Below are 26,827 nucleotides of genomic sequence, written 5' to 3'. Positions count from 1 at the left end.
TCGCTCTACCTAACCTACCATTATTTACTATTGACTGTTGACTATTGACTAATAACAAAAAAGAGGTCTTTCTTGACCTCTTGGGAACTCCCTACAATAAAGTTCAATTTGTATATATGAATTAGGACAGGCCTGCGTTGGTACCTTGCTTGCCAGTTGCCAGTTCCACTTTAACGATTTTGCCACCCATTTTTTGAATCCGTTGCTGTTCGCGGAACCAGTTTTCGTAGGGAACCAATTTGGTGAAATAGGTATTTTGTAGTTCGCGTTGAGTACGAATCCGGGTTTGGCTAGGAACGCAAGCAGTAATTTTAAACAACCGCGCCATGTGATCAATCTCCTGTGGTGAGTGTGAAAACTTTTTTATCTCAAAGTGAAGCGGGAGTATATTTTTTAGGCAAATCTTTATTTAATCTCTCCAAGGCTGGAAATCAAACATCAATACTAGACCACTAACACTCATCATGATTTATGCAATTAAGATAAGCGACAAGACGTTCTAGCACTCACGGTTGATTTCCAGACCTTAATAAAGCTGCACCTAATTGCTTAGATGCCCACTAGCTCTTAGCTCAAGCCAGAGGAGATGTAGTCTAAGTAAACGCCCATTTCTTTACCAGCGTCGGGGCCGACCAAGCTAGCGGTTACTTCTTTGATTGCTTGGATAGCTTGTACAGTAGCGCCTACGGGTACACCCAAGGAGTTGTAGGTTTCTTTCAAACCGTTCAGTACGCGCTCGTCTAGGATGGAAGGATCGCCAGCCAGCATAGCGTAGGTAGCATAGCGGAGGTAGTAATCCAAGTCACGGATACAAGCAGCGTAACGACGGGTGGTGTACATGTTACCACCGGGACGGGTGATATCAGAGTACAACAGAGACTTAGCAACAGCTTCTTTAACGATCGCAGCTGCGTTAGCGCTGATGGTGGTAGCTGCACGAACGCGCAGTTCACCAGTTGCGAAGTAGCCTTTCAGTTTTTCTAAAGCAGCGGTGTCGAGGTATTTACCTTGAACGTCTGAAGAGTTAATAACAGAGGTAATTGCGTCTTGCATGTTGTTATTTCCTTATTTCCAACCGTATTGCAACAGTTTGTGTCAGCAGGGAGAAAACCTCAACCTACTGCATTGCACCAACTAGGTAGTCGAAGTAGGCGCTAGCTTCGGAAGCATCTTCAGCAGACAGCAAGGAAGCAGCAACGTTCTTCATAGCAGCAACACCAGCGGCAACTGCATCGATAGGAGTGCCGAGGGATTTGTACATTTCACGAACGCCAACTACACCGATTTCTTCAATAGGTGTAACATCACCAGAAACTACTCCATAGGTGATGAGACGGAGGTAGTAGTCTAGGTCACGCAAGCAGGTAGCGGTCATTTCTTGACCGTAAGCGTTACCACCGGGAGATACAACATCGGGGCGCTTTTGGAACAATTGGTCGCCAGCTTGCTTAACAATGCGCTCACGGTTGTCGGTCAATACTTGAGCGATGCGGAGGCGACGTTCGCCACCAGAAACAAAGCTCTTGATCCGATCCAGTTCGCCAGGGCTGAGGTAGCGAGCTTCTGCATCAGCATTCACGATGGACTTCGTGACGATACTCATTAATGGATTCCTCCAGTACTAATGAAACCAGGATATGAAACTGGTGCGATTTTAATTTCGGTCGAATGTAGCTACGTTCTCTCGTTGTTTTTTAGATACAACAGTTGAGTAGCTGCTGTAGCTAATACTTTACGAGTTGGCTGGTGTCAATTTCAACTACACGAGCTGTAAAACTCAGCTACCTTCCGCAAAATATTCTCCGGCATTCTGTTGAGCATTTATGACTGCTCTTAATACTTTGTAATATTCCTTTTCAGATTTACATCTGATTTAGAAATCTGAGAGGAGTGTTACGAAAGGTAAAGTCTTTTTAGTCAAAAAGGCATGAGGCAATAGTCAAGAAGTTTACACTCTTGACTATTGACCTTTGACTATTGATTAAGTATTAGCGATCGCTAGGACGACCAGTTAATACAGCAGGAGACAGACTAGACCAAGATTGTTTCACTAGATCAGCCGCCGCCTGTACGCTACCGAGGTAGTTACCTGCTGGTAGAGATGGGAAGCGTGGGTATGGAACCACATCTTCACCAAAGTAGCGAGCGTACTCTGAGCTATCAACAATTGCTTCTACAGCGGCTCTCAGACCCTTATCAGCCAACAGTTTGTTATACTGACGAATTTCGCCTTGAGTAGCTGGTGCGCGTCCCAATAGGTGACGGAATAAGTATTCAATCACCTTGGTGTTGGGATAAGGCGTATAGAAGCGTTTGCGATAGATTTCTGAGCTTGCTAGTTCGCGGACAAACTCGCGCACGGATATTTCGCCATTCCGCAGTTTGCTGTCGAGGTCGCTACGGCGGTAATAGTCGGGAACTTGACCGCTAAAGACATCCAATACTTGACAGTAAGCAGCGTTAATTACTAACTGTCTTTCTGATTGGCTGCTACCATCTGTTAACCGGAAAATCCGCGCAGGTTTACGACGGCTAGTACCAACACCAACTTCTACAGACTGACCGCGACCATCGTTATAGGAACGACCCAATTCGATAAACAATGGCTTGGTCTTGTCAATTTGCCGTGCTTGGGCTGCCAAATCTGCGATCGCTTTTGCCAAAATTGGTGTATTAGCAGACTCAATCCGCGCTTTGACAGGCTTAAAGCTAGGTACAACCACATCATCATTTTGCTTGGTGAGTTGGTTGTAAAGCTTTTCGGTATTGGGGAAGTTAGCCGCAGGTAAAGTCGGGAAGCGACGATAAGGAACTGTATCTTCACCAAATACTTGGCGATACTCCGCACTGTTCAACATCGCAGCAATAAACGCTTTCAGACCTTGGGTAGCCAAAATCTGGTTATATTTGCGGATTTCTGCTTGGTCGATGGGTGCGCGTCCTAAAAAGTGCTTGGTTCCCAACTCAATTACTTTGGTGTTGGGATAAGGTGTATAGAATTCCTTCAAGTACAGGTTAGAGTAACCCAAAGCTTCGATAAATTCTTTGACAGTGATTTCACCGTTACCCAGCTTGCTTTCTAGGACTGTGAATTCGCTTTTCACAATGTAAGGTGCAATGTCGCGCTCAAAAATCTGGCGGTAAGCAGCACTAATTACAGTTTTCACTGCAACTTTGTCAACTGTATTGGCTACCAGCTTGAAGACTTTAGTTTGTTCACGCTGCTTAGTAACACCTTGATTCACGCGGAACTGAATATCGGGTTCTGTCCGATTTTGAGATACTGCACCCAGTTCTACAAAGCGTGGTGTTTCTTGCTTGTCAACCTTGGTTGCAACAACATCTTCGCGGATGGTACCAACACGCAGTTGTCGCAAAGACACACCAGCAGGAGTCAGATAGCGTTCGTAAGGAACTGTATCTTCACCAAAGGCTTCGCTGTACTCTACGCTATCAAGAATGGCATCAACCACTCCGTAAAAGCCTTTCTTAGAGGCAATATCGAAGTATTTGTTATTTTCTTGACGACCGTAGGTAGGACGACCTAACAAGCGACGGTGGATGTATTCGATCGCTTTACAAACATACAACGGTGTCCAGTAAAGCTTGCGGAATAAATCAGACTTAGCCAAAGCTCTGACAAATTCCCGCACAGAAATTTCGCCGTTTTCCAGTTTAATTTCTTGTACTTTCAGCCGTTGACCTTCGTAAACATCACGACCAATTACTTGCAAGTAAATTGCTCTAATTACTGCCTGTGTGGAGCTTTCAGAGAATTTAACGCTTACACCCTTGGGTGCTTTCTTGCCAATAGTGCCAGGCAGTTGATCCAGTTTGAATACTTTTGGCCCCAGAGTACCGGGCGCTACACCCCGCGCTTTTGGGTTGCTCAGTTGGTTATTAATACCAGGCCCTTGGTGAATCAAGATCCGTCTTGTATCCTTACCAAATGGAGCCGGACGGCTGCTGGGGTTGCGAGTTTCTTTCGGGAAAATCGCCCCAAACTGAATTTCTAATGGGTCGTTACCAGAACCGTAGGGGTGTTGATCTGGTAATGGTTGTTCGTAAGCCGCGAATGTTGTAATGAACTGAGGTACTTTGCGGAAAGGTGCACTGTAGTTAAACAGGTCTTGTTGCGGCCCCCAGTTACGGCATTCTTGAGCTTCTTGACCCAGACCCCGGATGTAAGGTACTGTCTCTTCGCCAAAGTAATCGCCGTATTCGTCAGAATCTACCAAAGCATCTACTAACTTAGGTAGACCACCGTTAGAAATAATTGAGAAGTATTTTTGAACTTCTTCCCGGCTACTTGGCCCACGTCCCAAAATGTGACGGAAAGCCAGTTCGATTACACGGCTGTTAATAAAAGGCTGATAAAACTGTTTTTGGTAAAGAGGAGATTTTGCCAAACGGCGGACAAACTCTTTCATGGAGATGTCGCCATTTTTCACCTTGGATTCCAAATCAGAAATCGACAAGCTGTAAGCACGAGTAATATCGCGCTCAAAGATTTGCCGATATGCTGCTTTAACTACCTCAGTTTTTTCGCTGGCTGACAAACCAGGCTTCATCACAAACTTGGGACGACGTTCTGCGGCATTAAAGTAAATCTGCGGCAGTTGTAAACCTTGTTGGTCGCCAGAAGGACGTTGACGTAGTTTAGTCGAAGGTGTGGGTGCTTTGAACTCTGTTAGCAACACATCCATGTACTGAGTCACAATGTCTGTAGCCTCAGCATCTTTGCGGAAGTAAGACAGGGATGCTGCCTTAATTTCCTGCAAAGCTACGATAGTTGCTTCACCAGAACAAGCATTTTCAATAATTTCCCGCAGACCCCGTGTGTTCACAGCAATTATGTTGGGGTCGCCAGCTACGATCGCATAAGTAGCATAGCGCAAGAACCAGGACAAGTCCCGTAAGCTCTTGGCCATGTTGCTTGGGCCGTAGCGAGAAACGTTAATTGGTCTGAAACCTGGAGGGGTTGGGCCACTCGGTGAGGTGTTGAAGATAGAACGCAAGTTTTCTAAGAAACCACCCCGACTTTCAACGTAGGTGACAGTTCCTAGTTTCATGCCTTCTGTAACATCTCTACCAGCGCCAACAGCAGCACCAGCCATTGCTAATTCAGGTTCTTGTGGCTTTTCTAAGAAAGCCATTGGTGAACCACCGACAAATATCCGGTTAGCAGCACGAGATACGATAATCTCGGAATTTTCTGTGAGAATCTGGGCAATTTCTAGACGCTTTGCACCAGATGCAAAATAGCTTGCCAGTTCATTTAATTCCCCGGTTCCCAAAAAGCGGTCTTGCTGTTCCGCTTGGGAAATGGTTGCCACAGCTAGGGTTTGATATAGTTGCGGACGCGCAACTGAGCTTCCACCACTCGCCTTAACACTCATCGGATTTGTAAAACTCCCATCATAATCGTTTATGTGTTAAGTCTGGGTCGCTTTGAGGCTTGACACATCGGTGTGTTTATGCCTTCAGAGTACCGCCTTCAAAACTGTCAGTAAAATTAACCCAGTCAGCTTTTAGATTAGAACGTTTTGCGTTTTTCCTGGTAATTTATTAAGAAGTATGTAGATTCCGTAGCTTTGATTTAGCAAGTCCAAGAATAAATACTCCTATTGACATGAGACAAAATCTAAGTTTTGTATCTGAAAGTTAAAAACTTTACAAAAATATTTTACTTGAGCCTCAACCCAAATTTTATTTAGCCAAGACAAAAGTATACAAACCTTAGTCTTTAGTCCTCTGGCTTGAAAAATAGGGAGTAGACAATGGGTGTCAGGGTTTAGGGATGTAGGGATCAAAAGACTTTTATCTGTTTGTTATGGATTGCTCACATAACCATTTAGCCTCTTTCTTATGCTTGGCTGTTTACGCTTGAAGAGCTAGTTGCAATTTCCCATGATACTTTTCTGTGATGATTTGGTAACTGATAGCTATACCAAAAGCTGTTCCTTTGGCGGTAAATTGCCATAATCACGAATCACTTGATTGCTGGATAATCTGGTTTGTCTTTCAGGCGAAATTAATAGTGTATTTTCAATGTTGATTTACCTCATTGCTGGTTAAGGATTTTGGATAAATACACCCCTACACCCTGACACAATTGTCGAAACCCTTGATTTTTCGTTTTCATACGTAAGTCCTATTTTCTTCAAGGATGACCCCGAAATTATCATGGGCTATGCTGTAGCTAACAGCATTATTACTGGGAAATACTATGAAAAATAGTAATAAATTTAACTATTTAACTTTGGCTGCTTTGTCTTCTATAGCAGTTGCGATCGCTGTTACACCTGCTCATGCACTTCCTGGACAAAATATTAACACTGTTATTAAATGGGCAAAAACTAAAGCTCAATTACCAAGGCTGACCTATAGCAGCGAAGCACACGGTTACTCAGGTACAAAAGGTAATTTATATTTTTATGTGGATGTTCCTGCTGAGAATGGAACAGTTACTAAAGAAGGAATCACAGTCAGTGGTGACTCAAGTATAAAGTTCACCGCTAAAAATGCTAAGGCTGTGAAGTTAATTCAAAATATTTATAACGCAAATATCGCTAATGACTTCAGCCAGTCTCGCCGCATCACAAAAATTGGTCGAGACCAATACTATAAAGGTAAAAAATATGCTTATATTCTAGCTGAAGTGGTGGATGGTTCAGCATTTCAGATTATTCCTGTAAGAGAATTACAAGCAGAAATCGATAATGCCAAATATTGCCAAACTCATCAATGTGACTTGTAATTAATTTTAGGCGTTGCTGAATCTTGAGATGAAATTTGATGTCTTGAAGTCTCACGCTATTTATACTCTCTGCCCCTCTGCACCTTTGCGTAAAAAAATTCATCCCGAAATTATGCAGCGCCTAATTTTGTAAGCGATCGCACCTTCTGGTGATCAACTGCCAAACACTCACCACTTTTTCAAGCTAGACGACTACAACTCCTGCTCTTCTTCATAAAACCAAACTTCTGCTAACAAAGAGAAGCCCATAAGCCAAATAAAGCAAAAAACGGAGAACCAAAATATTCCCATCATATTTACTACCTCCAAAAAGCTTCTTAATGCAAGATTGCGTTTTTAGGTAAGTATTTACTTACAAAATCGTGATTAGATTACTGAGTCAGATAAACTCACAGGAGAGTTATAAATAGCTAATATGTTAATTTTTGATATCGTCATTCATGAGTAAATTATTACTTGAAATTTCTATCTTTAGTTAGGTTATTTATAAAACTCAATTTTAGTCGCTAAATTATTACAATAAATTTCAAGCAGTGTGAATTACAGGGTTTAGTTATTAAAGCCAGGTAGAAAGTCGATTCTTGTTCTGAATTCTGCTGTAAGCGTTAAACTAGAGGTATTGGGATAGCAATCTCTGGCAGTAAGTTCTACAAGTAGTCAATTTTGATAACTCCAGGGAAATGACTCAAGAGCATGACGAGTTGTTTGAGATTCAGCAAATATCTAACCTTAAACCACGACATTTTGCTGATTTAATCAGGGCTGCACAATTAATTTTTGATCCGACTGCGGGAATTGTAGGAAGCCATATAAAAGTGGATTGGCAAGAATTTGGTATTCCTGATGACGTAGAAGAAAATCTTAAATTACTTGGTCAGCAATATCGATATGCGTGTCCTGATATTCCAGGTGCAATCATTTGGAGCCAATTAACTTTAGCTACACGTAATTGGTTCCTGAAAAATAAAGATGAATTGTGGAAATTTGAGGAAGCTTTTCCACCGTTGGATGAAGACTAATGATGATCTGCTGTTGCTAAAATCCAAAATTCACCAAAAAGACAATAAATGGTAGAAAACATCTGTTTCCTACCATTTACTGCCCTAAAAGCCAAATATTCATGTGGCAATTAGGATGAAAGCTATGTTTAAATTTTATTAAGATTATTGTGGCATTATTGCCATTGTACATGGAACTTAAAAAGTGTAAGTCATTGGCGATCGCATTAATTTCAGTGCTTAGTCAAATTTAATTTTAAAAATCTTGTATCAATGAATCAAATCTTTAGTGTTGCTCCCTCTCACGAGGAAATTTTTACCAAAAATATTTCTGTTACTAAACCACAGCTAATTATACAGCAACTAATAGTTTTGGCTTTAGAAATGGTACTAGCATTACCACTGGGTTTAGGGTTGGTAAAGTTTCATATTGGCGGTATTGCTTGGATATTTGGCGGTATCGCTGCTGGTACAGTCATACTTCAAGTTTGCCGAATTTTTTACCAATACACTCCCAAGCCTAACCGAACTGCTAGAAAAGTAGGGATGGGACTTGTAGGATTAACTGTTGGTTTATCTAATAGCAATAGCGACCTCCTCAATTTAGCTTCTGGAATTCCAATATTTGTTGTTCTGACATTTTTTCTATTATTTTGTGGTAGCTGCATTGGCTATATTTATTCCCGATTCAGCAAAACCAACTTATTAACAGCAATGCTGGCAACAGTTCCCGGTGGTGTGGGTGTGATGTCATCTATTGCTGCTGATTACAATAAAAACGTTACCTTGGTTGCTTTAGTGCAAGCAATTCGGGTTACTTGTGTAGTATTAGTGATTCCTTTTATTGCGAGAACAACGGTTGGTAGTTATTGGAATTCGTCAACACTTCCTGTTAAACAAGCTTTACTCAGTTTAGAACCTTCGCAACTTGGACTTTTATTAATAGCTTTATTCATTACTGGATTGATAGTTTACCTAGCTATTGTGTTTAAAATTCCCGCTGGTGATTTTTTTGGGGCGTTGTTGCTGGGTATATTTTTTAATTCTTTACTAAATGGGCTGCCTTTTGTTAATGAGGCTTATTTGAGTCCACAACCATTGATTAATATAGTTGGTCAAATGCTTTTGGGAATTACCATCGGTGAGTATTGGGGCGAAAAACCCGCCTTTGGAAAACGAACTGTCGGTTGGGCTTTGATTTCTGTAGCCTTGACTCTCGTTGCAGGTGCGATCGCTGCTATGCTGGCTATGTCCTTAACTTCTTGGGACTGGTTAACTTGTCTGTTAGTAACAGCACCAGGCGGTTCCGCAGAAATGATCTTAGTTTCCCTCGCATTGGATCATAATGTGGAAATTGTTACTACAGGACATTTAGTCCGCCTCATCGCTATCAACAGTTCCTTACCACTTTGGTTATTCTTATTTCGCCGCCTCGATAGTCAGTTGAAGTCTGAAGTGTAAATTGTGAAAGTTAACAGTCAAAAATCAAGCTCTTTTAGACTATTGACCATTGACTATTGACTATTGACAGCCTAAATTTCAATGCTGAAAAGAAAAAACCTCGGCCGTTGTTAAAACCGAGGTGATTAGGAGAAGTCCAAATGTCGATGGGAGATACCGATACCGAAGTCCGTTGCTTTTTGCTAACTGCAAAAGATACCAAACTCTGACAATACCTTTTGTGTTAGCAGCAGTATTTGTAATTTGTTTTTATTTATTAACTTATGTAAATAAGTGTAACTAAATTGTTACGATAAGTCAACAGAGATTGACATAAAAAGCCAAAGATCAGTAATAAGAAAAATTTATACAATCTCGTTAGAGATCATCTTCTGGCTCATTGATAAAATACGAATTCTTTTTTTGCCTTTTACATTTTTACTTTTACCTTTCTACATATTCCTGCACCACTTTGAGCGCATCAGGAGGAATTTCTGTTATCAGGCGGAAGGGAAAAGCAGGTGTCGAAGCAGCAACAGCATAATTTGGAGTCAAAAAGACACTATATTGTTTAGCTTCTGGGGTTAGTTGTGCAGCCATTGCCAAAACTATAACTTTTACAAATTTGCGCACATCTGCTGCTTGTTCTCCAACAACTTCACCACCGCTAAAAGGTGTATTAGGTTGTCCTGCCTGATCTAAAGTAGTGCTTGGGTCTTTCACACTTAAATGAGTACCACCAAGTATACCAACTAGCCATTTAGGCGCAGGAATTTTGTGAAATCCGACAATTTGTTCAGTCAAAGCCGGAGTGGTTTTATCTGCGGAACAGGCCAAGATCATAGTCGGAACTTGCACTTTAGTTAAACCAGTGTCGCCAAACATCAAAGAACTGGTAGGGTTAAGAGCGATCGCTTGTTTAATCCGAGGATCTCGTAGTTGATAGTTGTTGTTTGGTAGTTCTTGCGCAACGCACTGAGCAGCTTCTCCCAAACTCAACACAGCCAAATTTTGCTTGCAACGTTCTTTTAGCTTATCGAATTGTAACTCACCACCAGCCAGTGCCAAAGCTGTACCGCCACCAAAAGAATAACCAACAATCATCACATTATCAGTTGCAAGTTTTCCAGCTAAGGGGTTATTAGCAGCTTGGTTAATTTTGGTGAGTTCATCCAAAACAAAACTAATATCTTTGGGACGGTCTAAAAATTCCTGCGGCTTGAGGAGTTTATTTTTGCCTTGTAAACCAGAATCAACATTTGTTTGGTTACTACCAGGATGTTCTACAGCTACAAACACATAACCGTGAGATGCTAAGTGTTCGGCGAGATATCGTAAATCTGTGCGCACCGAACCTAAACCGTGAGAATAGACAATTACTGGTTTATTTGCAGTTGCAGCCGTTGACCAGTAGATATCAACAGGAATATTACGTTTACGTTGTTGGTCATTCCAATTAACTTTGAGGACTTGGACTTCAGCCGTACCTGATTGACTGGGGTCAAATGGTAAAGAAACTTGTAGCGATTGTTGGTTAAGTTGGGGAGCGATCGCTAACATAAATTGTTGAGTCTGCCAAAATGCTGTATTAAAATTACCAGCCAGTTTAAAAGTTTGTGGCAAATTAATTTCTAGACTTTGGCTAGGATAAGCAGCAATAAAGCTAAGTAGCGAAAGACCTTGAGGCGCAGTTGAGCCAATTACTAATCCGGCTCTGATTGCTTGTACACCAGCTTTATCCTTACGCACAACAGCTTTGGAAACATCATTGAGGATTGTTGTGCCAATCTGGGTATTGAGTAACCGATTAACAGTCACAACATTCAACGAAAGTGGCATTTTCAGCGTATTTACTAGCAAGCGCCGCTGTTGTGTAGATAATCTTCGACCATAAAGCTCAAAACCTCCCGGAAAATCTCCAATTTCTGCTGCCTTTTGTAACTCAGCTAAAGAAACAGATTCCGCCAACAAACCATAACGCAAAACAACTGTATCAGCAGCTGTTGCCGCAGTAGTTATACCTAAAAACTTAGTAAAAGCGAAAGCACAAAAGCAACCTACCAATAGATTTAAAGCTTTCCTACTTATTCCCATAAAAATATTCGTTAATGATTCCTGACGGGAATATAACGAATATTTTGGCATTTGACGAATTTTGAGATTACGGTAAGGGAACAGCAAGATAAGCTCTTACGCCTGTAATTTACAAGATCACTCATGATGTTAGTTGACTTTTAACACAAAAAATCTGCCAGTATGCGCCGTCAATTCATCTATGTTTTAATCCTGTTGCTTTCGATGTTGATTGTTACACTGTGGTGGCCTGTAGATGACTCTCAATGCAACTCAGAAGCTTTTTTGAAATCAAACAGCAAAAAATTTCCAGTACAAGCCTCTCAAGTTGTAGTACAACCGTGGCTTGGCGAACATCATGTATATGGTATTTTTATGGTTCCCGATGAATATAAAGAAGCACCATTTTTTGTATTATCTGTTCTTGGTGCTGGTAACTATTGTTCCAGGCCATTTGGTTACAGCCAAAACTATGATGATATCTTTGCAGAACCAGGCACTCATTTAATTCGGTACTATCTGAGAACTCGCATCGCTTTGCGGCTGATTTTTCAAGGTTCTTATTTTCAACTCAATGATAAACAGAACTGGATACTGACTTACCCACAGCCATAGCAGGTGACAGAAAACTAAAGTGAAATTTGAGAAATTAGTGAGCAAATGGGAACACTAATTTTATGTAGATGCGGTTGGGTGATTTATCACTATGAAAATCTCTCATAAACTCGTTGGAAGCTTTGTTGGTGTTTCCTTATTAACGAGTGTAGTTGGTACGGTTGCGATCGCCCAAAGCCAAAAAATTGCAGAAAATTTAGCGATCTCCGAAGCTGAACATGTTGCCCAAGTGCTTGCCACTTCTATCACTCACAATACTGATCACAATAAAAAATCTATCTCTCTAGAACTTTCACAAGAACTACAACACTATACAGATTTGCTACACGCTCTGCAAAAACGTGACATTGTGGTGGTCAATCGGCAGAAGCTAATTTTAGCAGATGCTGTTCCGGAAAATGTAGGCAGTATTTTTGATCACGACACAGGTAATGAAATCCGGCTAACAATGCAGGATGGTAAAACAAGAACTTTTTTAGAAAAGAGCGTCGATTATCCCCAAGGAATTAAATTAATTGTCGTTACACTGAAAAATTATCAAAATCAAGTTGACGGTGCCGTTATTTTAGAGTGGTCATCGCTTTATGACGAGGCGATCGCTCAAGCTAGACCAACAATGGTGGTGATTGGTGTCACTAGTTTAGGCTGTGTGATTTTAGCATTGTTTCTGGGATTGATAATTTCCAACAGTATTGCCAAACCCCTACAATCTGTGACTAAAGTCGCGCAGCAAGTTACCCAAGAGTCTAACTTTGATCTGCAAGCTGATGTGAACACCAAGGATGAAACAGGTATTCTCGCGACTGCATTCAATAATCTCATTGAACGTGTGAAGACACTGCTGAAGGAAAAAGACCAACATTCAAGTGAACTTCAGCAAGCTTTAATTCAGCTTCACAATACTCAACTACAACTAGTTCAAACTGAAAAGATGTCGAGTCTGGGTCAACTGGTGGCGGGAGTTGCTCACGAAATTAACAACCCTGTGAACTTTATTCATGGCAACATTACTTATATTAATACTTACACCCAAGATTTACTGAAATTGGTACAGTCCTATCAGGCACACTATCCCAATTCACCTGCAACGCTTCAGGCAATTTTAGATGAGGTGGAACTTGAATTTCTACGTGAAGACCTGAGTAAGCTACTACAATCCATGAAAATAGGCACTGAACGGATTCGGCAAATTGTTTTATCTCTTCGTAACTTTTCTCGCTTGGATGAATCTGAATTCAAAGCTGTTGATCTTCATGAAGGTATTGATAATACATTGCTCATTTTGCAACATCGCCTCAAAGCAACACCAGAGTATCCAGAAATTGAAGTCCTGAAAAACTATGGTCAATTGCCGTTGGTTGAATGCTATCCTGGACAACTCAATCAGGTATTTATGAACTTACTGACAAATGCTATTGATGATCTAGAGGAATCAGCTCGACAACAGACCATAGCCAGTAAAATTTGGATTTCAACTCAGGTGACGGCTGATCATCAGGTGCAGATTATAATTGCCGATAATGGTTCGGGTATACCTGAAACAGTGCGATCGCGCATGTTTGATCCCTTCTTTACTACTAAACCAATTGGTAAAGGTACAGGCTTGGGCTTATCCATCAGCTACCAAATAGTTACCGAAAAACATCACGGCAAAATCTGGTGTGATTCCACCCTAAAAAAAGGTACTAAATTTGTTATTGAAATCCCAGTGTATCAATTCAAATCAGTACTAAATTGAAAATAGGAAGTTGAGAGTTGGGAATAGAGGTTTAGGAGAAAGATTTGTGATTTTTGGTTGTGAGTACATAGGTAATACCAATTTGAAAAATAATTGTGACAGATGGAGTACTGAAAAGCCTACCAAAAAACCCTTTCACAATTCAAAATCCAAAATGGTATAAAGTGGACAAATTTTTTTCCAACCTACTGAGGATTACGAAGAAGGTTGAGTGGCTAAGCTCTCAGTTTTCTCTAACAAGGCAGTGGTAGTATTTACAACAATCTGTGCTGTACCTGCAAAAAACGATCGCTCAATAGTATTAGGTTGATCACTAGACTCATGGTAGTGAGGAGTACGAAGATTAGCAGTATCTGTCACCAAAACAGCACCTACTCCTTGATACCAAAAAGCTGCATGATCACTGCGGAGAGTATCAGGTGTCAGTAACCCTTTTAAAGGAATTGGTACTGTGATAACTGCTGGTAAATTAGCTGGCTGAGAGTTTTGAAAGGCACTTAGCAACGGTAAATGTTCTGTATCACCCACAACGGCTAAAAAATCACCTTTATCGCTAGGTGGTGTAATCGGTAAACCTGGTGGATATTTTTGACAGCCATCTGTGTAGCAAGCATAACCAACCATATCCATCACAATGACACCGCTCAAATTGCGCAAACGTTTTGCTTTGGCGACAAAAGCCTTACTACCTAAAAGTCCCGCTTCTTCTTTATCAAAAAAAGCCAACTGCAAAGTTCGTGGTGTAGGTGGGGAACCAAGTAGCCGTGCAATCTCCAGCATTACAGCTACCCCACTACCATTATCATCAGCACCAGGAGAGACAGCTACAGTATCATAATGTGCGCCGACCAGAATTGCACCTGCGGTTTTGTCAGTACCTAAACGTTCAGCAAAGATATTCACGCCCTCAGCAAATTTTTCTAGCTGTGGTTTCCAGCCGTACTTTTTTAATTGGGTTGTGATATATGTACGAGTACGCGATCGCTCAGCTGTTGTATAACGTTGAAAATTCAACTTTTGAATATGGGCAAGTAAATTCTCAGCAGAAACTTGTGGCGTAATTTCCTGAATTTGCGGCTGTGGCTGTGGTTGAGCGTTTTCTGTTGTTACTCTCTCAACAATTGTTGGTGAAGAACGGTGTGAAAAAAAACTATTAAACGCATCACTCTTACTGCCAACTATTACTACTACCACCAACGTCAACAGCACTAGCCAAATCCGTTTTTTCATACATTCAACCCTGCTTTCCAGACCTAGAGTAACGCAAACACAAAGTTTGACGACTTGTCTTTTGACAGAGGCACAAATTTCACCTATTGTTCCATATTGGGAAAGTTCTGTGTCATTTCATCATTTGTGACTTTCCTGACCTACCTTGTCTTCTCTGCTTTATATGCGTAATCCTGCCTTTTGCTTCCTGGGAATATGTTAGATTTCTTGCTAATTGCAATCCTAGGGTTTCTAGGCAGTTTTGGGCATTGCTTCGGTATGTGCGGCCCATTGACAGTAGCGTTTTCGCTGTCGGGTAAGAATCCAGGACAAAAATCTGTCACGGAAAAGTCATCCACTTGGCAACAGCAATTAATATTTCACTTTTTGCTGAATTTAGGCAGAATGCTAAGTTATGCCTTGGTTGGGGCTGGTATCGGGGCTTTAGGTTCAGTATTGTTTCAAGGTGGGCAACTAGCAGGTATTGGCAGTGAATTTCGTCGCTTCATGGCAATTGTTACAGGAGTTATGCTGATTTGGTTTGGGTTAGGACAAATTAAACCAAACTGGTTACCAAATATTCCTTTATTACACCCTTTATTAAAAAGTAATTTACACGATCGCCTGAGTGCAGGCATGGTCAAGCTTTCCTTACAAACCAAATGGTGGACACCCATATTTTTAGGGATGACTTGGGGTTTAATGCCTTGTGGTTTCTTGTATGCAGCCCAAATTAAAGCCGCAGAAACCAGCAACCTCTGGATGGGTGCGGCGACAATGTTGGCTTTTGGTTTGGGAACTTTACCTACAATGCTGGGAGTTGGTATTTCCACTTCTTTAATTAGTAAAGATCGGCGCAGTCAATTATTTCGCTTAGGCGGTTGGGTAACACTTGTCATTGGCGCAATTACTTTATTGCGGACTGGTGACACAATGGTAGACTACACCGGACACGCTGCCTTGTGCTGCTTGATGTTAGCGCTGATTGCCCGCCCGATTAGTAATTGGTGGGCTGCACCTATGCGTTACCGCCGGGCTTTGGGCGTGGGAGCTTTTGTGTTATCTGTAGTTCACACCACCCACATGATTGAACATTCTCTGCAATGGAATTTTGCCGCTTTTTGGTTTTTTCCAGCAGAATTTCGCTGGGGGATGGCTGCGGGTGCTGTAGCATTGATATTAATGACCCCCGCTGCTTTAACTAGTTGGGAATCATTGCAGAAATCTTGGGGTAAGCGTTGGCGACAAATTCATCTTTTAAGTGTGCCTGCTTTACTTTTGAGTACCTTTCATGCGGTGTTGATTGGTTCCCATTACCTGGGTTCTCTAGAATCAACTTGGGGGAATAAGTTAGCAACAGTGCTGCTAGGAATTGCCACCTTTGGTGTATTACTGTTGCGTTGGGTAAAACGGTTGAATTAAGGAGTTATCTGTTGAGGTCAGCAGAAGAACAGAAGTGCAGGGTGAGAATGAAATTTTACCAAAAACGAAATACTGTTAAGCACGTATTATTACTGTTTTGTTTAGCGATCGCAATCACTAGTGTTCACCCTGTTTTAGCCCATAAAGTGCAAGTATCCGCAGATGTCGGCGCAACTTTACATCTTGAACCCAATGATAATCCGCGTGCTGGCGAACCTGCACAAGTTTGGTTTGCCCTTACCCGTAAAGGTGGACAAACAATTCCTCTCGCCCAATGTAATTGTCAGTTGGCAGTTTATGCCGAACCTCACACTCCTGGAGAACCAGCCCTACTGGAACCATCTTTACAACCAGTAGCCGCCGAACGCTTCCAAGGTATTCCCGGAGCGGAAATTACCTTTCCTAAACCTGGACTTTATGAATTACAGCTCAATGGTAAACCAGCCAAAGGAGCAAGTTTCAACCCTTTTGAACTTAAGTTTGAAGTTACTGTGGCTGCTGGTGCTGCTAATGCAAAAAATACGCAAAATGTCAATAGTGAAATAGCTGAGGAAAATACTAGCACTTTCCCATTGTGGGCGATCGCAATTCCAGGTTTAGCATTGCTGGGCATTTGTTTTATAGTCTTTCAAAAAACAAGAAGAAGTTAGTTATAGCTAAGTGCTGAGTGCTGAGTGCTGAGTAAAATGAAGACTAATAAATACTTTCTAACCCAGTAAATGTTCAGAAAGAAAGTAAGTGATCTTGTAACTCAGCACTTTCAACTCAGCACTCAGCACTTCTATTTGTGTCGCTTTTGATGCCACTGCCAAGCATGACTCACAATATCGTGGATAGATGGATATTGCGATCGCCAACCTAAAATTTTTCTAGCTTTTTCGCTACTACCAATTAAAACAGGTGGATCACCAGGACGGCGATCGCATTCTTTAATTGGAATAGATAATCCCGTCACTGACTCAGCCGCAGCAATCACTTCTCGCACAGAGAAACCATTTCCATTACCTAAATTAAATACTTCGCTATCGCCACCCTTTAATAAATATTCCAATCCTAAGACATGGGCATTGGCTAAATCATTAACGTGAATATAATCACGAATACAAGTACCATCAGGTGTAGGGTAATCTGTGCCAAAAATTGAAATAAACTCTCGCTTACCCAAAGCTGTCTGCAATATCAAAGGAATTAAATGAGTTTCTGGGTTGTGGTCTTCACCTAGTAAGCCATCAGGATTAGCACCAGCCGCATTAAAATAACGGAATCGAACTGATTTTAAATTATAAGCAACATCAAAATCAGAGAGAATGCGCTCTACCATCAGCTTACTAGCCCCATAAGGATTAATTGGGTCTTGGGGATGGTTTTCGGGAATTGGAATAACTTCTGGGACTCCGTAAGTGGCGCAGGTGGAAGAAAAGACGAACTTGTTAATCGACGCAGCCAGCATTGCTTCTAATAAAGTCAGCGTCCCAACAACATTATTGCGGTAGTATTTCGCCGGGTCAGTTACCGATTCGCCTACGTAGGCGTAAGCAGAAAAATGCATCACTGCGGCAAACTTACGAGTCTGAAATAAATCGTCTAATAAAGGGCGATCATTAGTATCACCTACTACCAGTTCTACTTTTAAAACCTTTTCTACCAACTCTCGATGACCGTAAACTAGGTTATCAAGTATCACCACGTCATAACCTGCTTGCTTGAGAGCAAGTACAGTATGGGAACCGATATATCCTGCTCCCCCCGTGACTAAAATGCTGGGCTTTTCAGGCGACATAGTTTTTCCCCTCTGAGTTGACAATTCCTCAATTAATTATGGGTATAAGGATGTAGGGGTGTAAGGGTGTAAGAAAAAAATAAGCGTAAAACTAAGATAAAAGCAAGTCAACACAGGGTTATATTTCCCCTAAACCCCTACACCCCACACCTCTTCATAGTTCATACCCCTACACCCCTAATTTTGTGACTCACCTGGAAAATTATAAATAATAGACGCAGTGTCAAAAAATTGCTCTAAAATCACTACGACGGTAGTCTTTAGGTGTGAGGCTGGTAATATTTGCAGTCAAGTAAAAGTCCGATTACAATTTGACGGTCAAATACAAATCTTGCTCCAAACCTAGGCTGATTGCACTAGAAAATTTAAGAGTTAATCTATGTTCATATTGTTAAGCCGCGTACTGTTGTGGCTGCTTGTTGGCACTATCGTATATTCTTTGTTCCAGAGGTTTTATCCTCAAGGAACTTTTGCTGGACGAGTAGTTTTAGTAATCGTTTTGGTTGTCTTAGCTTTGTCGTTCATTAACCCCAATGAACCAGCTGTAGCATCTTTGTGGAGGGTTATATCATTTCCACTCAAGCCTTTGGGAGCATCAGTATTATTGATGATTTTTGCCGCCCAAAAAATCAAGGATGGTGGGATAGTCAAACCAGGAGGATATTTGATAGGTTGGGCGCTGACAATTTTGCTGTTGTCTAGTACACCTGCGATCGCTTATTTTTTGGTGAGAACACCAATCGCCACAGTTGTTAATCCTAATCTAGCGTCAGCTGGAACAACTGGATCAGAAGTACTTGTAGCGTTAGCCCCAACAACTATGACTAGCGATGTAGATAGTCAGCTAGGGCCAAGTGCGATTGCTTTCAACTCCTTAGATCTCAAAGTCCCGCCTTACTTGTTACAAAATCCTCAGCAAATTCGAGAACGCGGTTTGCGACTGGAGGACTTTGTACCCAGTGCTGAAACACTACAACTTACCACCCAAGTCTGGGAAAGTTACCTTAACCAAGTTTACTTTTTCTTGCGTGGTCGCCAGTCCTAGGGTTAAAAAAGTAAAATTAACAAGGCCGCAACGCTACGCCCTAGTGGCTGGCCTTATTTAAAAACAAGAATTCTGAATTCTGAATTCTGAAGATAATTAGGTAAACCCTTTTCTCTACTGAATTCTGATTACACACTCCTGAATTCTTTGTAGATAAAATATAAACCTACGATCCGTTTGTTTTAGGATGATGGAGTTGCAAAATTGCTGTAATGGCAAAATCTCGACGACTAGCTAAACTCGGTGCTTACCTGCGTCCTCATTGGTTAGAGGCAACATTGGGCATTTTTGCTTTGTTGTCTGTTAATGGCTTGGGCGTTTATATTCCTTGGTTAATTCGTGGCTGTGTTGATAAACTTTCCACCCAATTTAGCTGGAATCAACTCATACATTATGTAGTGATCATCATTTTGTTGAGTTCAGCTATGTGGTTAATCCGCATGGCTTCGCGGATCTGGCTGTTTGGCGTAGGGCGACAGGTAGAATTTGACCTAAAACAACGGATTTTTGAACATTTACTGAAGTTAGAACCTGCTTATTTTGCTACGAATACTGCCGGAGATTTGATTAATCGCGCTACCAGCGATGTCGAAAATATCCGACGATTGTTAGGTTTTGCGGTGCTAAGTTTAGCTAATACTTTTTTTGCCTACACGTTGACACTGCCTGTGATGCTGACGATTAGTGCAGACCTAACGCTGTATTCTTTAGGAGTGTATCCTTTCATGTTCTTGTTGGTGCATTTGTTTAGCGATCGCCTACGCAAACAACAAGCCACAGTACAGGAAAAACTCTCTGATATCAGTGAACTGATTCAAGAAGACATTAGCGGTATTGCCTTAATTAAGATTTACGCTCAGGAAGAAAACGAGCGTCAAGCTTTTGCCAAAAAAAATCAACAGCTACTAAAAGCTAATCTGCAATTAGCAAAAAGCCGTAATATATTGTTTCCGATGATTGGCGGTTTAGCTAACATCAGTTCTTTAATCATTATTTGGCTAGGAACAAACCGCATTTCTGGCGGAACTTTAGCAGTTGGTGACTTTTTAGCATTGCTAATTTATGTAGAACGTCTAGTTTTTCCCACTGCTTTGTTAGGCTTTACAATCACTACTTATCAACGCGGTGAAGTGAGTATTGATCGCCTGGAATCAATTTTCAGCGTTACACCCAAAATTCAAGATACAGCTGATACTGTACATTTACCATTGGCTGAAGTTAAGGGAGAAATTACAGCCAAAAACTTCAGCTTTACATACCCAGAAATGGCGATACCTGCTTTAGATAATGTCAATTTTACAATTGCCCCAGGAGAGACAGTAGCCATTGTTGGAGCAATTGGTTCGGGTAAATCAACTTTGGCAAATGCCTTACCAAGGTTGTTAGATATTGCGCCTGGACAACTGTTTTTAGATGGGGTAGATATTACCAAAATTGTATTAGCAGATTTGCGTAGTGCGATCGCTTATGTTCCTCAAGATAGTTTTTTGTTCAGCACTACAATCAAAAATAATATCCGCTACGGTGATCCAGTTACAGAGCAAGAATATGTAGAATCTGTAGCGAAAACGGCTCAGATTCATTCCGAAATTACCAATTTTCCCCAACAATATGAAACTATTGTGGGTGAACGTGGTATTACCCTTTCTGGCGGACAAAGGCAACGTACAGCTTTAGCTAGAGCTATGCTAGTTGATGCGCCAGTCTTAATTCTGGATGATGCTTTATCTAGTGTTGATAATCAAACAGCCACAAAAATTCTCAAAAATCTTTCTAGTGGCACTGACCGCAAAACTGTAATTTTTATCACGCATCAATTATCAGCAGCAGCAGCAGCAGATAGAATTTTAGTTATGGATAAAGGCAAAATTGTCCAAACCGGCAATCATATCGAACTTGTTCAACAAGAAGGCCTTTACAGAACATTGTGGAGTCAACATCAAGTCGAAGAATTGCTGCGTTAGTGTTTTTTTACTGAAGACGATTTTTTAGGTAGCGAGTATAATTTGTCGTTTATTACAGACAAAAACATATTCGTTCCCTATGTGGCAATTTATTCAAGGATTTTTTGCTGATGGCTCATTTATTCCCCACGGACATTGCTACCTTTGGCAGCCAAGTTTGGTATGGCTACATATCCTATCAGATGCGCTAACAGCTTTAGCGTATTATTCTATCCCTATTGCTCTTGTTTACTTTGTTCGCAAGCGTCAGGATTTACCTTTTAAATCAGTACTTGTATTATTCGGAATCTTTATTATTTCCTGTGGTACAACCCATGTCCTGGAAATTTGGACACTTTGGCATCCTACGTACTGGCTATCTGGTTCTGTCAAAGCTTTTACGGCTTTCATATCTGTTTACACAACCATTGTTTTATTGCCCATAATTCCCCAAGCATTAGCTTTACCAAGTCCAGCAGTCCTAGAAGCAGCACACAGTCAACTAAAACTTGCCTTTCAAGAACTGGCAAATACCCAAGCACAACTCATTCAAACTGAAAAAATTTCTGCTTTAGGGCAACTAGTTGCAGGGATTGCCCATGAAATTAACAATCCAATTAATTTCATTTATGGTAATACTTCTCTCATTGAAGACTACACTGAAAATTTACTAGCTTTAATTGCTATTTATCAAAATCACTATCCTCATCCATCACCAGAAATTCAAGCGGTGACAGATAAAGTAGATCTCGATTTTATTCAAGAAGATTTACCCAAAATATTGTCTTCTATGAAAATCGGAGCAGAACGTATCAGTAAACTAGTGTCATCACTACGAAATTTCTCTCGACTAGATGAAGCTGAACTAAAAGCAGTAGACATTCACGAAGGGATTGATAGTACTTTGTTACTTTTGCAAAATCGCTTAAAAATTACGGGTAATGTTCCAGATATTCAAGTTATTAAAGAATATGGCAATTTACCAAAAATTGAGTGTTATCCAAAACAGATTAATCAAGTTTTAATGAATATCCTGATAAATATGATTGATAATTTAAAAAAATCAATAGTTAACAGTCATAATTTTGTAAAAAAAATACCTGATAATCCTCAAATTAAAATTACAACTGAAATTGTAGATAGTCATCAAGTATTAATTCGGATTGCTGATAACGGCTGTGGAATAACAGAAGAGGAAAAGCAAAAAATATTTGAATTACCTTTGACCACTGAAGCTATAGCTTCAGGAAAAAATATCGGGATGTTAGTTAGTTATCAAATCTTAGAGAAATACGGTGGTCAAATCAATTGCATATCTGCACCAGTTCAAGGTACAGAGTTGAACATTCGGCTTCCATTGCGCATGAAGCTAGTTGAGTAATCAGCATCACTTTATAGGGTTGGTGACTGTTAACCGCTAACCGTCAAGATCTTGGGTAAAATGCTCGATGAAGTCATAAAAAATAACATAGCGATCGCGTTAGTTTTTTTTAGTACTTGGGCAGTATAAAGTACCGAAAAATTAATTTGGTATAATATTATGTCTAAAGATAAGTTACTCCAGCATCATATTGGTGCGATTGCTACTTTAGGTATCATTAGCTTGCTGAGTTCATGGACTGCATTACCATCTTTGCACGAAATTTCTAACTCCTGGGACGGCTTGTTGTGGGGAATTGCAGATCCGGTACTGGCGTTAGATAATTTAGTTTGTATCTTGGCAATTGGTTTACTTGCTGCTGGGAATTTACGCGGTAGATGGATAGCGATTGTACTGATATTCGCTAACATTGTCGGAACGCTAATTCATCTATCTCAGATAAATTTACCATTCACAGAAATAGCGATCGCTATTGTTAGTATTGCTGTTGGTATAGTTTTAGTTATGGCAAAGCAGCCTCACTTGTTAATACTGTTATTGCTAACGGCGATCGCTGGTTTGTTTCAAGGTTATTTTAATAGTGATTCGATTATTGGGGCAGGAACAATGCCTTCAGTAATGTATATTTTTGGTGCTGTTTTGACACAGTATGCAGTGGTGATGAGTACCAACCAAATTGCTACAAAAGTTAATCAAGCAGAGTTCCTAGGTAATTGGCCGAGAAAAATAAGCTTAGCGGGCTTTGCTATTTGCGCTCTTGGTATTGTGTCTTTGACAAACTGGATAAACTAACGAGAGTTCGGGATAAGCTGAAACCATGATTCTATCGTTGTATGAAACTCCTATCCCTTCGTATCAATAGCAGCAAAATCTTCTTAACCCGAACTGAGGCTAAACTAATAACTTAAAATGCCCCAACTTTGCCAAAGATGACGTAGAAAGTTTTGGTAATCAAAAACAAATCATACAATGGATGCCATCTTTCTTGGTAGCGCAAGTCTAAATCAACGATTTGTTCAAAATCTTTGATTTGAGAACGACCATGAACTTGCCATTCACCAGTTAAACCTGGTTTGACATTAAGACGTTGCCAATGGCGTTGATTGTACTTGGCTACTTCATCAGCAGTAGGTGGACGTGTTCCTACTAAGCTCATTTCACCTACAAGCACATTCCAAAATTGTGGCAATTCGTCTAAGCTGGTACTACGTAAAAAACGCCCTACTTTCGTGACTCGGAAGTCATTTTTGTTTTTAAAGATTAGTCCTTGAGCTTCATTTTGGACGAGAGATTTGAGTTTATCAGCATCGTTCACCATAGAGCGGAATTTACGAAGCTTAAAAGTTCGTCCTTGAAGTCCATAACGTTCCTGAGTAAAGAAAATCGGGCCTGGACTATCGAGTTTGATAGCGATCGCTATCGGTATAAACACAATAGCCAAAATTGTTAAACCCACCAAACTTCCCAAAATATCTAAACAACGTTTGAATTTAGAATCTACGGAAGAGTGCGGTGTCTTTAAATTCCAAGCTTTCTCAGTAGCACCTTGACAAACGCTTTGCAATTGTGTTTGGTACATTATCCAGCTAAATGTATATGAACCAGGGCAATTTTACTTAAATTTATTCCTGAATATAAACATTGCATTCTGCTCAAAAGGACTTTTTTACGGTATATTTACGTAATCTTCATCAATATTCCTAAATAAATGAAAATTTGTAAAATTTACGTAATTTTTTTAATCTACCTTTTGGAGGATGCTTAAGCATAAATAATATGTATAAAACTATGCCAAATATTAAAAACAGTTACTAATTAATTAGTTGAACTTTATAGCTAAACTGAAGTATCACAGAAAAATTTTTAAGTAGTAAGGGCAGCACATCTCAATAAATGATGTGTTCAGACTAACTTCAGATGGCACCTCTTGTATAACTGAGCAGATGTTACGGGCTATGTACATCAGCATGAGTAAAAAATGACACTAAAGCTAGAGGAACTAGTATTTTTATGATGGGGTGATAGAGATATGATTTCAGGTGGAGTCGAAGTTAAAGTTAGTCGCTTAGAATCTATTGTTGAACAAATTGGGGAAGCAGTACTTACTACTACTGAGACCATTGAAAGTCTTGCCGAAAGATTAGATCATCTCAGTATGCAAGTTGAGGCACAAGGAAAGCAGTTGCAGCAGCAGGGCCATCAAATTCTTGCCTTGTGTGATGCCCTGCAAAACTTAGCTCAATCTCAGGATTATACTGTGCAGAAACTCGCTCAACTTACACAGACCTTAGACAAGCTAACATCCTTGATTCAAAAATTAGACACGGGAGAAGCCAAAACTCAATAGTCATGAGTTAGCAGTAACTCAGCTTTGTCGGGTTGATGTTTCACACCCTTAACTGCGTAATGGCAATGTTACCTGAAAAACACACATCCACATCACTACCAGGAGTGCGATCTCGTTTACCATATTCTCCTACATAATAAAAATCATTGCCATCTATGCGATAATTAATCGGCAAAGCTTTAGAGCAAGGTTGACAAAATACCATTTTGGGATACTGCTCTCCTGGCTGCAAATGCGGTAAGTTGACATTCCAGAAACACCCTGGTTCTAAAGGACGGGGTAGTAAATCAGCTAAAACTTCAGCAGTTAATTTTGCCGCCAATTCCCAGTCAAAATTTTGCTTGGCTTTACGATAGTGAGAAATAGCAATCCCCGGAATACCGTTCATTGCAGCTTCTCGCACAGCAGCCACAGTACCAGAAATATAAACATCTACGCCAAGATTACCACCTGCATTAATACCTGATAACACAAACTGGATATCTTGAGAAATTTGCGATATTGCAATTCTCACACAATCGGCAGGAGTACCAGCGATCGCATATTCCCTCTGAGAACGCTGTTGAATACCAATAGAGCGCGTTGTGGTGACTTGATGTCCACAGCCTGATTGATGATCCTTTGGCGCAGCAATAATTACATTGTTACTATTAACAGCCTTAAGCAGCGCTTTTATCCCTGGAGCATCAATTCCATCATCGTTAGTCAGGATTATAGTCATTTATCAGCCTAATGAATTGGAATAGTAATTATAAATTCTGAACCTTCTCCTAGTACAGAATATACATCCAATTTACCTTTATGCTTTTCGACAATAATTTGATGGGCGATTGATAATCCTAGACCTGTACCTCGCCCGAATGGCTTAGTGGTAAATAAATGCTCAAAGATTTTCTGCTGAATATCAACAGACATTCCTACTCCATTATCTTTAATCCGAATCAGCGCATTATTTTTGTCTTCACTCAGAGAAGTTTCAATCAAAATTTGATTAGGATTCTTTTCAATTTCACTATAGCTACGTCCTATATTAGACTCTTCTAAAGCATCAATGGCATTAGTTAAAATACTCATAAATACTTGATTTAATTGACCGCTGAAGCAAGTTATCGAAGGCAGATTACCATAATTTCTAATCACTGCGATTTCTGGACGAACTTTAGAAGCTTTCAAGCGGTGCTTGAGGATCATAATTGTACTATCAATGCCATTATGAATATTGCAAAATACTTTGCGGTCTTTATCGGAGCGAGAAAAATTTCGCAGACTAGTACTGATATTACGAATCCGCTGAACACCTTCTTTCATTGAAGTAATTAAATTAGGTAGATCAGAGCGCATATACTCTAAGTCTGTTTCCGCAATTTCCTCTTGAATAGCAGGCACAGGTTCAGGATAGTTTTGCTGATAAAGGTCAATTATTTTAATTAAATTATTAAAATAATTGGCTGCATGAGCAAGATTTCCATGAATACAACTAACAGGATTATTAATTTCGTGAGCAATACCTGTTACTAGTTGACCTAAAGCCGACATTTTCTCCTTCTGAATTAGTTGAATTTGATATGCTTGTAAATCTTTTAAAGCTTGAGAAAGCTCTGCCGTTCGCTCTGTAACTCTTTGTTCTAAAGTTTTGGTTAAATAACGCAGTTGCAGGTGTGTTTTAATTCTGGCTAATACTTCCTCTTTCTGAAATGGTTTAGTAATATAATCAACTGCGCCTAAACTTAAACCTTTTACCTTAGTTTCTGTATCAGAAATACCAGTCATAAAAATTACTGGAATATCTTGAGTTAATGGATTGATTTTTAATTTTTTACAAGTTTCAAATCCATCAATACCAGGCATCATGACATCTAATAAAATTAAATCAGGTATTTTATCCTGAATTTGCTGAAGTGCCTTTTCGCCGTTTCTGGCTGTAGTCACAAAAAATCCTGCATTAGTTAATGCATCAGAGATAATTTCTAGATTGGTAATACTGTCATCTACTACTAAAATTAAACTATTTTCTGGTAAATTCAGCATTTTTATGTTTTGGTTTTAGATATTAAAACGGCAATTGATTATTTGACA

General features: G+C 40.2%; 22 protein-coding genes. 12 read left to right on the top strand and 10 right to left on the bottom strand.

The features are described from left to right. Positions 1-121: 121 nt before the first annotated feature. The 4 genes from ACMX3D_RS20330 to ACMX3D_RS20315 all read right to left on the bottom strand — a co-directional run bounded on the left by ACMX3D_RS20330 (position 122) and on the right by ACMX3D_RS20315 (position 5,399). Positions 122-328: a phycobilisome linker polypeptide gene (locus ACMX3D_RS20330; RefSeq protein WP_015114200.1), complete on the bottom strand. Its 207-nt coding sequence runs from the start codon at positions 326-328 to the stop codon at positions 122-124. Positions 329-567: 239 nt separating this feature from the next. Beyond that, positions 568-1,053 (bottom strand): allophycocyanin subunit beta, encoded by a 486-nt coding sequence (apcB, locus tag ACMX3D_RS20325; RefSeq protein ID WP_062295329.1) that lies wholly within the window; start codon positions 1,051-1,053, stop codon positions 568-570. A 64-nt stretch (positions 1,054-1,117) separates the two neighbouring features. Beyond that, positions 1,118-1,603, bottom strand: a complete 486-nt coding sequence (gene apcA / locus ACMX3D_RS20320; protein ID WP_482747651.1) for an allophycocyanin subunit alpha — start codon at positions 1,601-1,603, stop codon at positions 1,118-1,120. Positions 1,604-1,988: 385 nt separating this feature from the next. Continuing rightward, positions 1,989-5,399, bottom strand: a complete 3,411-nt coding sequence (locus ACMX3D_RS20315; RefSeq protein WP_482747650.1) for a phycobilisome rod-core linker polypeptide — start codon at positions 5,397-5,399, stop codon at positions 1,989-1,991. Positions 5,400-6,229: 830 nt separating this feature from the next. Here ACMX3D_RS20315 and ACMX3D_RS20310 point away from each other — a divergent pair. From ACMX3D_RS20310 to ACMX3D_RS20300, 3 genes are all read left to right on the top strand, one after another. Next, positions 6,230-6,760, top strand: coding sequence for a hypothetical protein (locus ACMX3D_RS20310; protein ID WP_482747649.1), 531 nt, complete (start codon positions 6,230-6,232; stop codon positions 6,758-6,760). Positions 6,761-7,440: 680 nt separating this feature from the next. Continuing rightward, complete coding sequence (locus ACMX3D_RS20305) at positions 7,441-7,779, top strand: hypothetical protein (protein WP_482747648.1); 339 nt, start codon at positions 7,441-7,443, stop codon at positions 7,777-7,779. Between the two features lie 252 nt (positions 7,780-8,031). After that, the gene (locus tag ACMX3D_RS20300; RefSeq protein WP_482747647.1) at positions 8,032-9,219 is read left to right on the top strand and encodes an AbrB family transcriptional regulator; all 1,188 of its coding nucleotides are present in this window, start codon (positions 8,032-8,034) and stop codon (positions 9,217-9,219) included. Between the two features lie 423 nt (positions 9,220-9,642). Here ACMX3D_RS20300 and ACMX3D_RS20295 read toward each other — a convergent pair whose 3' ends face one another. Further along, positions 9,643-11,292, bottom strand: a complete 1,650-nt coding sequence (locus ACMX3D_RS20295; protein ID WP_482747646.1) for an alpha/beta hydrolase — start codon at positions 11,290-11,292, stop codon at positions 9,643-9,645. A 162-nt stretch (positions 11,293-11,454) separates the two neighbouring features. Between ACMX3D_RS20295 and ACMX3D_RS20290 the strand changes: the two genes are divergently transcribed. Together ACMX3D_RS20290 and ACMX3D_RS20285 are read left to right on the top strand one after the other, a co-directional pair. Beyond that, the gene (locus tag ACMX3D_RS20290) at positions 11,455-11,886 is read left to right on the top strand and encodes a hypothetical protein (protein ID WP_482747645.1); all 432 of its coding nucleotides are present in this window, start codon (positions 11,455-11,457) and stop codon (positions 11,884-11,886) included. A gap of 91 nt (positions 11,887-11,977) precedes the next feature. Further along, positions 11,978-13,624 carry a sensor histidine kinase gene (locus ACMX3D_RS20285; protein WP_482747644.1) on the top strand — a complete coding sequence of 549 codons (1,647 nt, stop codon included), beginning with the start codon at positions 11,978-11,980 and terminating at the stop codon, positions 13,622-13,624. Between the two features lie 195 nt (positions 13,625-13,819). Here the strand turns inward: ACMX3D_RS20285 and ACMX3D_RS20280 are convergent, their stop codons facing one another. Beyond that, positions 13,820-14,854, bottom strand: coding sequence for a M20/M25/M40 family metallo-hydrolase (locus ACMX3D_RS20280; RefSeq protein WP_482747643.1), 1,035 nt, complete (start codon positions 14,852-14,854; stop codon positions 13,820-13,822). A gap of 195 nt (positions 14,855-15,049) precedes the next feature. On the opposite strand from ACMX3D_RS20280, the gene ACMX3D_RS20275 reads away from it, so the two are divergent. Beyond that, positions 15,050-16,255, top strand: coding sequence for an urease accessory protein UreH domain-containing protein (locus ACMX3D_RS20275; protein WP_482747642.1), 1,206 nt, complete (start codon positions 15,050-15,052; stop codon positions 16,253-16,255). Positions 16,256-16,302: 47 nt separating this feature from the next. Further along, on the top strand, positions 16,303-16,905 hold the full coding sequence (locus ACMX3D_RS20270; RefSeq protein WP_482747641.1) for a hypothetical protein: 603 nt from the start codon (positions 16,303-16,305) through the stop codon (positions 16,903-16,905). Between the two features lie 131 nt (positions 16,906-17,036). Here ACMX3D_RS20270 and galE read toward each other — a convergent pair whose 3' ends face one another. Then, the gene (gene galE, locus ACMX3D_RS20265) at positions 17,037-18,035 is read right to left on the bottom strand and encodes a UDP-glucose 4-epimerase GalE (RefSeq protein WP_482747640.1); all 999 of its coding nucleotides are present in this window, start codon (positions 18,033-18,035) and stop codon (positions 17,037-17,039) included. A 379-nt stretch (positions 18,036-18,414) separates the two neighbouring features. Between galE and fraI the strand changes: the two genes are divergently transcribed. The 4 genes from fraI to ACMX3D_RS20245 all read left to right on the top strand — a co-directional run bounded on the left by fraI (position 18,415) and on the right by ACMX3D_RS20245 (position 23,196). Then, positions 18,415-19,080, top strand: coding sequence for a septal nanopore formation protein FraI (gene fraI / locus ACMX3D_RS20260; RefSeq protein ID WP_482747639.1), 666 nt, complete (start codon positions 18,415-18,417; stop codon positions 19,078-19,080). A 212-nt stretch (positions 19,081-19,292) separates the two neighbouring features. Next, on the top strand, positions 19,293-21,044 hold the full coding sequence (locus tag ACMX3D_RS20255) for an ABC transporter ATP-binding protein (protein ID WP_482747638.1): 1,752 nt from the start codon (positions 19,293-19,295) through the stop codon (positions 21,042-21,044). A 79-nt stretch (positions 21,045-21,123) separates the two neighbouring features. Beyond that, positions 21,124-22,404, top strand: a complete 1,281-nt coding sequence (locus ACMX3D_RS20250) for a sensor histidine kinase (protein ID WP_482747637.1) — start codon at positions 21,124-21,126, stop codon at positions 22,402-22,404. Positions 22,405-22,563: 159 nt separating this feature from the next. After that, complete coding sequence (locus ACMX3D_RS20245) at positions 22,564-23,196, top strand: HupE/UreJ family protein (RefSeq protein ID WP_482747636.1); 633 nt, start codon at positions 22,564-22,566, stop codon at positions 23,194-23,196. 112 nt (positions 23,197-23,308) lie between these two features. Here ACMX3D_RS20245 and ACMX3D_RS20240 read toward each other — a convergent pair whose 3' ends face one another. Continuing rightward, the gene (locus tag ACMX3D_RS20240) at positions 23,309-23,983 is read right to left on the bottom strand and encodes a sugar transferase (protein WP_482747635.1); all 675 of its coding nucleotides are present in this window, start codon (positions 23,981-23,983) and stop codon (positions 23,309-23,311) included. Between the two features lie 450 nt (positions 23,984-24,433). Here ACMX3D_RS20240 and ACMX3D_RS20235 point away from each other — a divergent pair, with 450 nt between their 5' ends. Continuing rightward, positions 24,434-24,751 (top strand): hypothetical protein, encoded by a 318-nt coding sequence (locus tag ACMX3D_RS20235; RefSeq protein WP_482747634.1) that lies wholly within the window; start codon positions 24,434-24,436, stop codon positions 24,749-24,751. 40 nt (positions 24,752-24,791) lie between these two features. Here ACMX3D_RS20235 and surE read toward each other — a convergent pair whose 3' ends face one another. Together surE and ACMX3D_RS20225 are read right to left on the bottom strand one after the other, a co-directional pair. Continuing rightward, positions 24,792-25,472: a 5'/3'-nucleotidase SurE gene (gene surE / locus ACMX3D_RS20230; RefSeq protein ID WP_482747633.1), complete on the bottom strand. Its 681-nt coding sequence runs from the start codon at positions 25,470-25,472 to the stop codon at positions 24,792-24,794. Positions 25,473-25,480: 8 nt separating this feature from the next. After that, positions 25,481-26,779 carry a hybrid sensor histidine kinase/response regulator gene (locus ACMX3D_RS20225; protein WP_482747632.1) on the bottom strand — a complete coding sequence of 433 codons (1,299 nt, stop codon included), beginning with the start codon at positions 26,777-26,779 and terminating at the stop codon, positions 25,481-25,483. Between the last annotated feature and the right edge of the window lie 48 nt (positions 26,780-26,827).

The organism is Anabaena sp. TISTR 8404, assembly GCF_056847745.1.
Note: the sequence above shows the minus strand (reverse complement) of the source record. Positions and strands in the feature narration are given on the sequence as shown.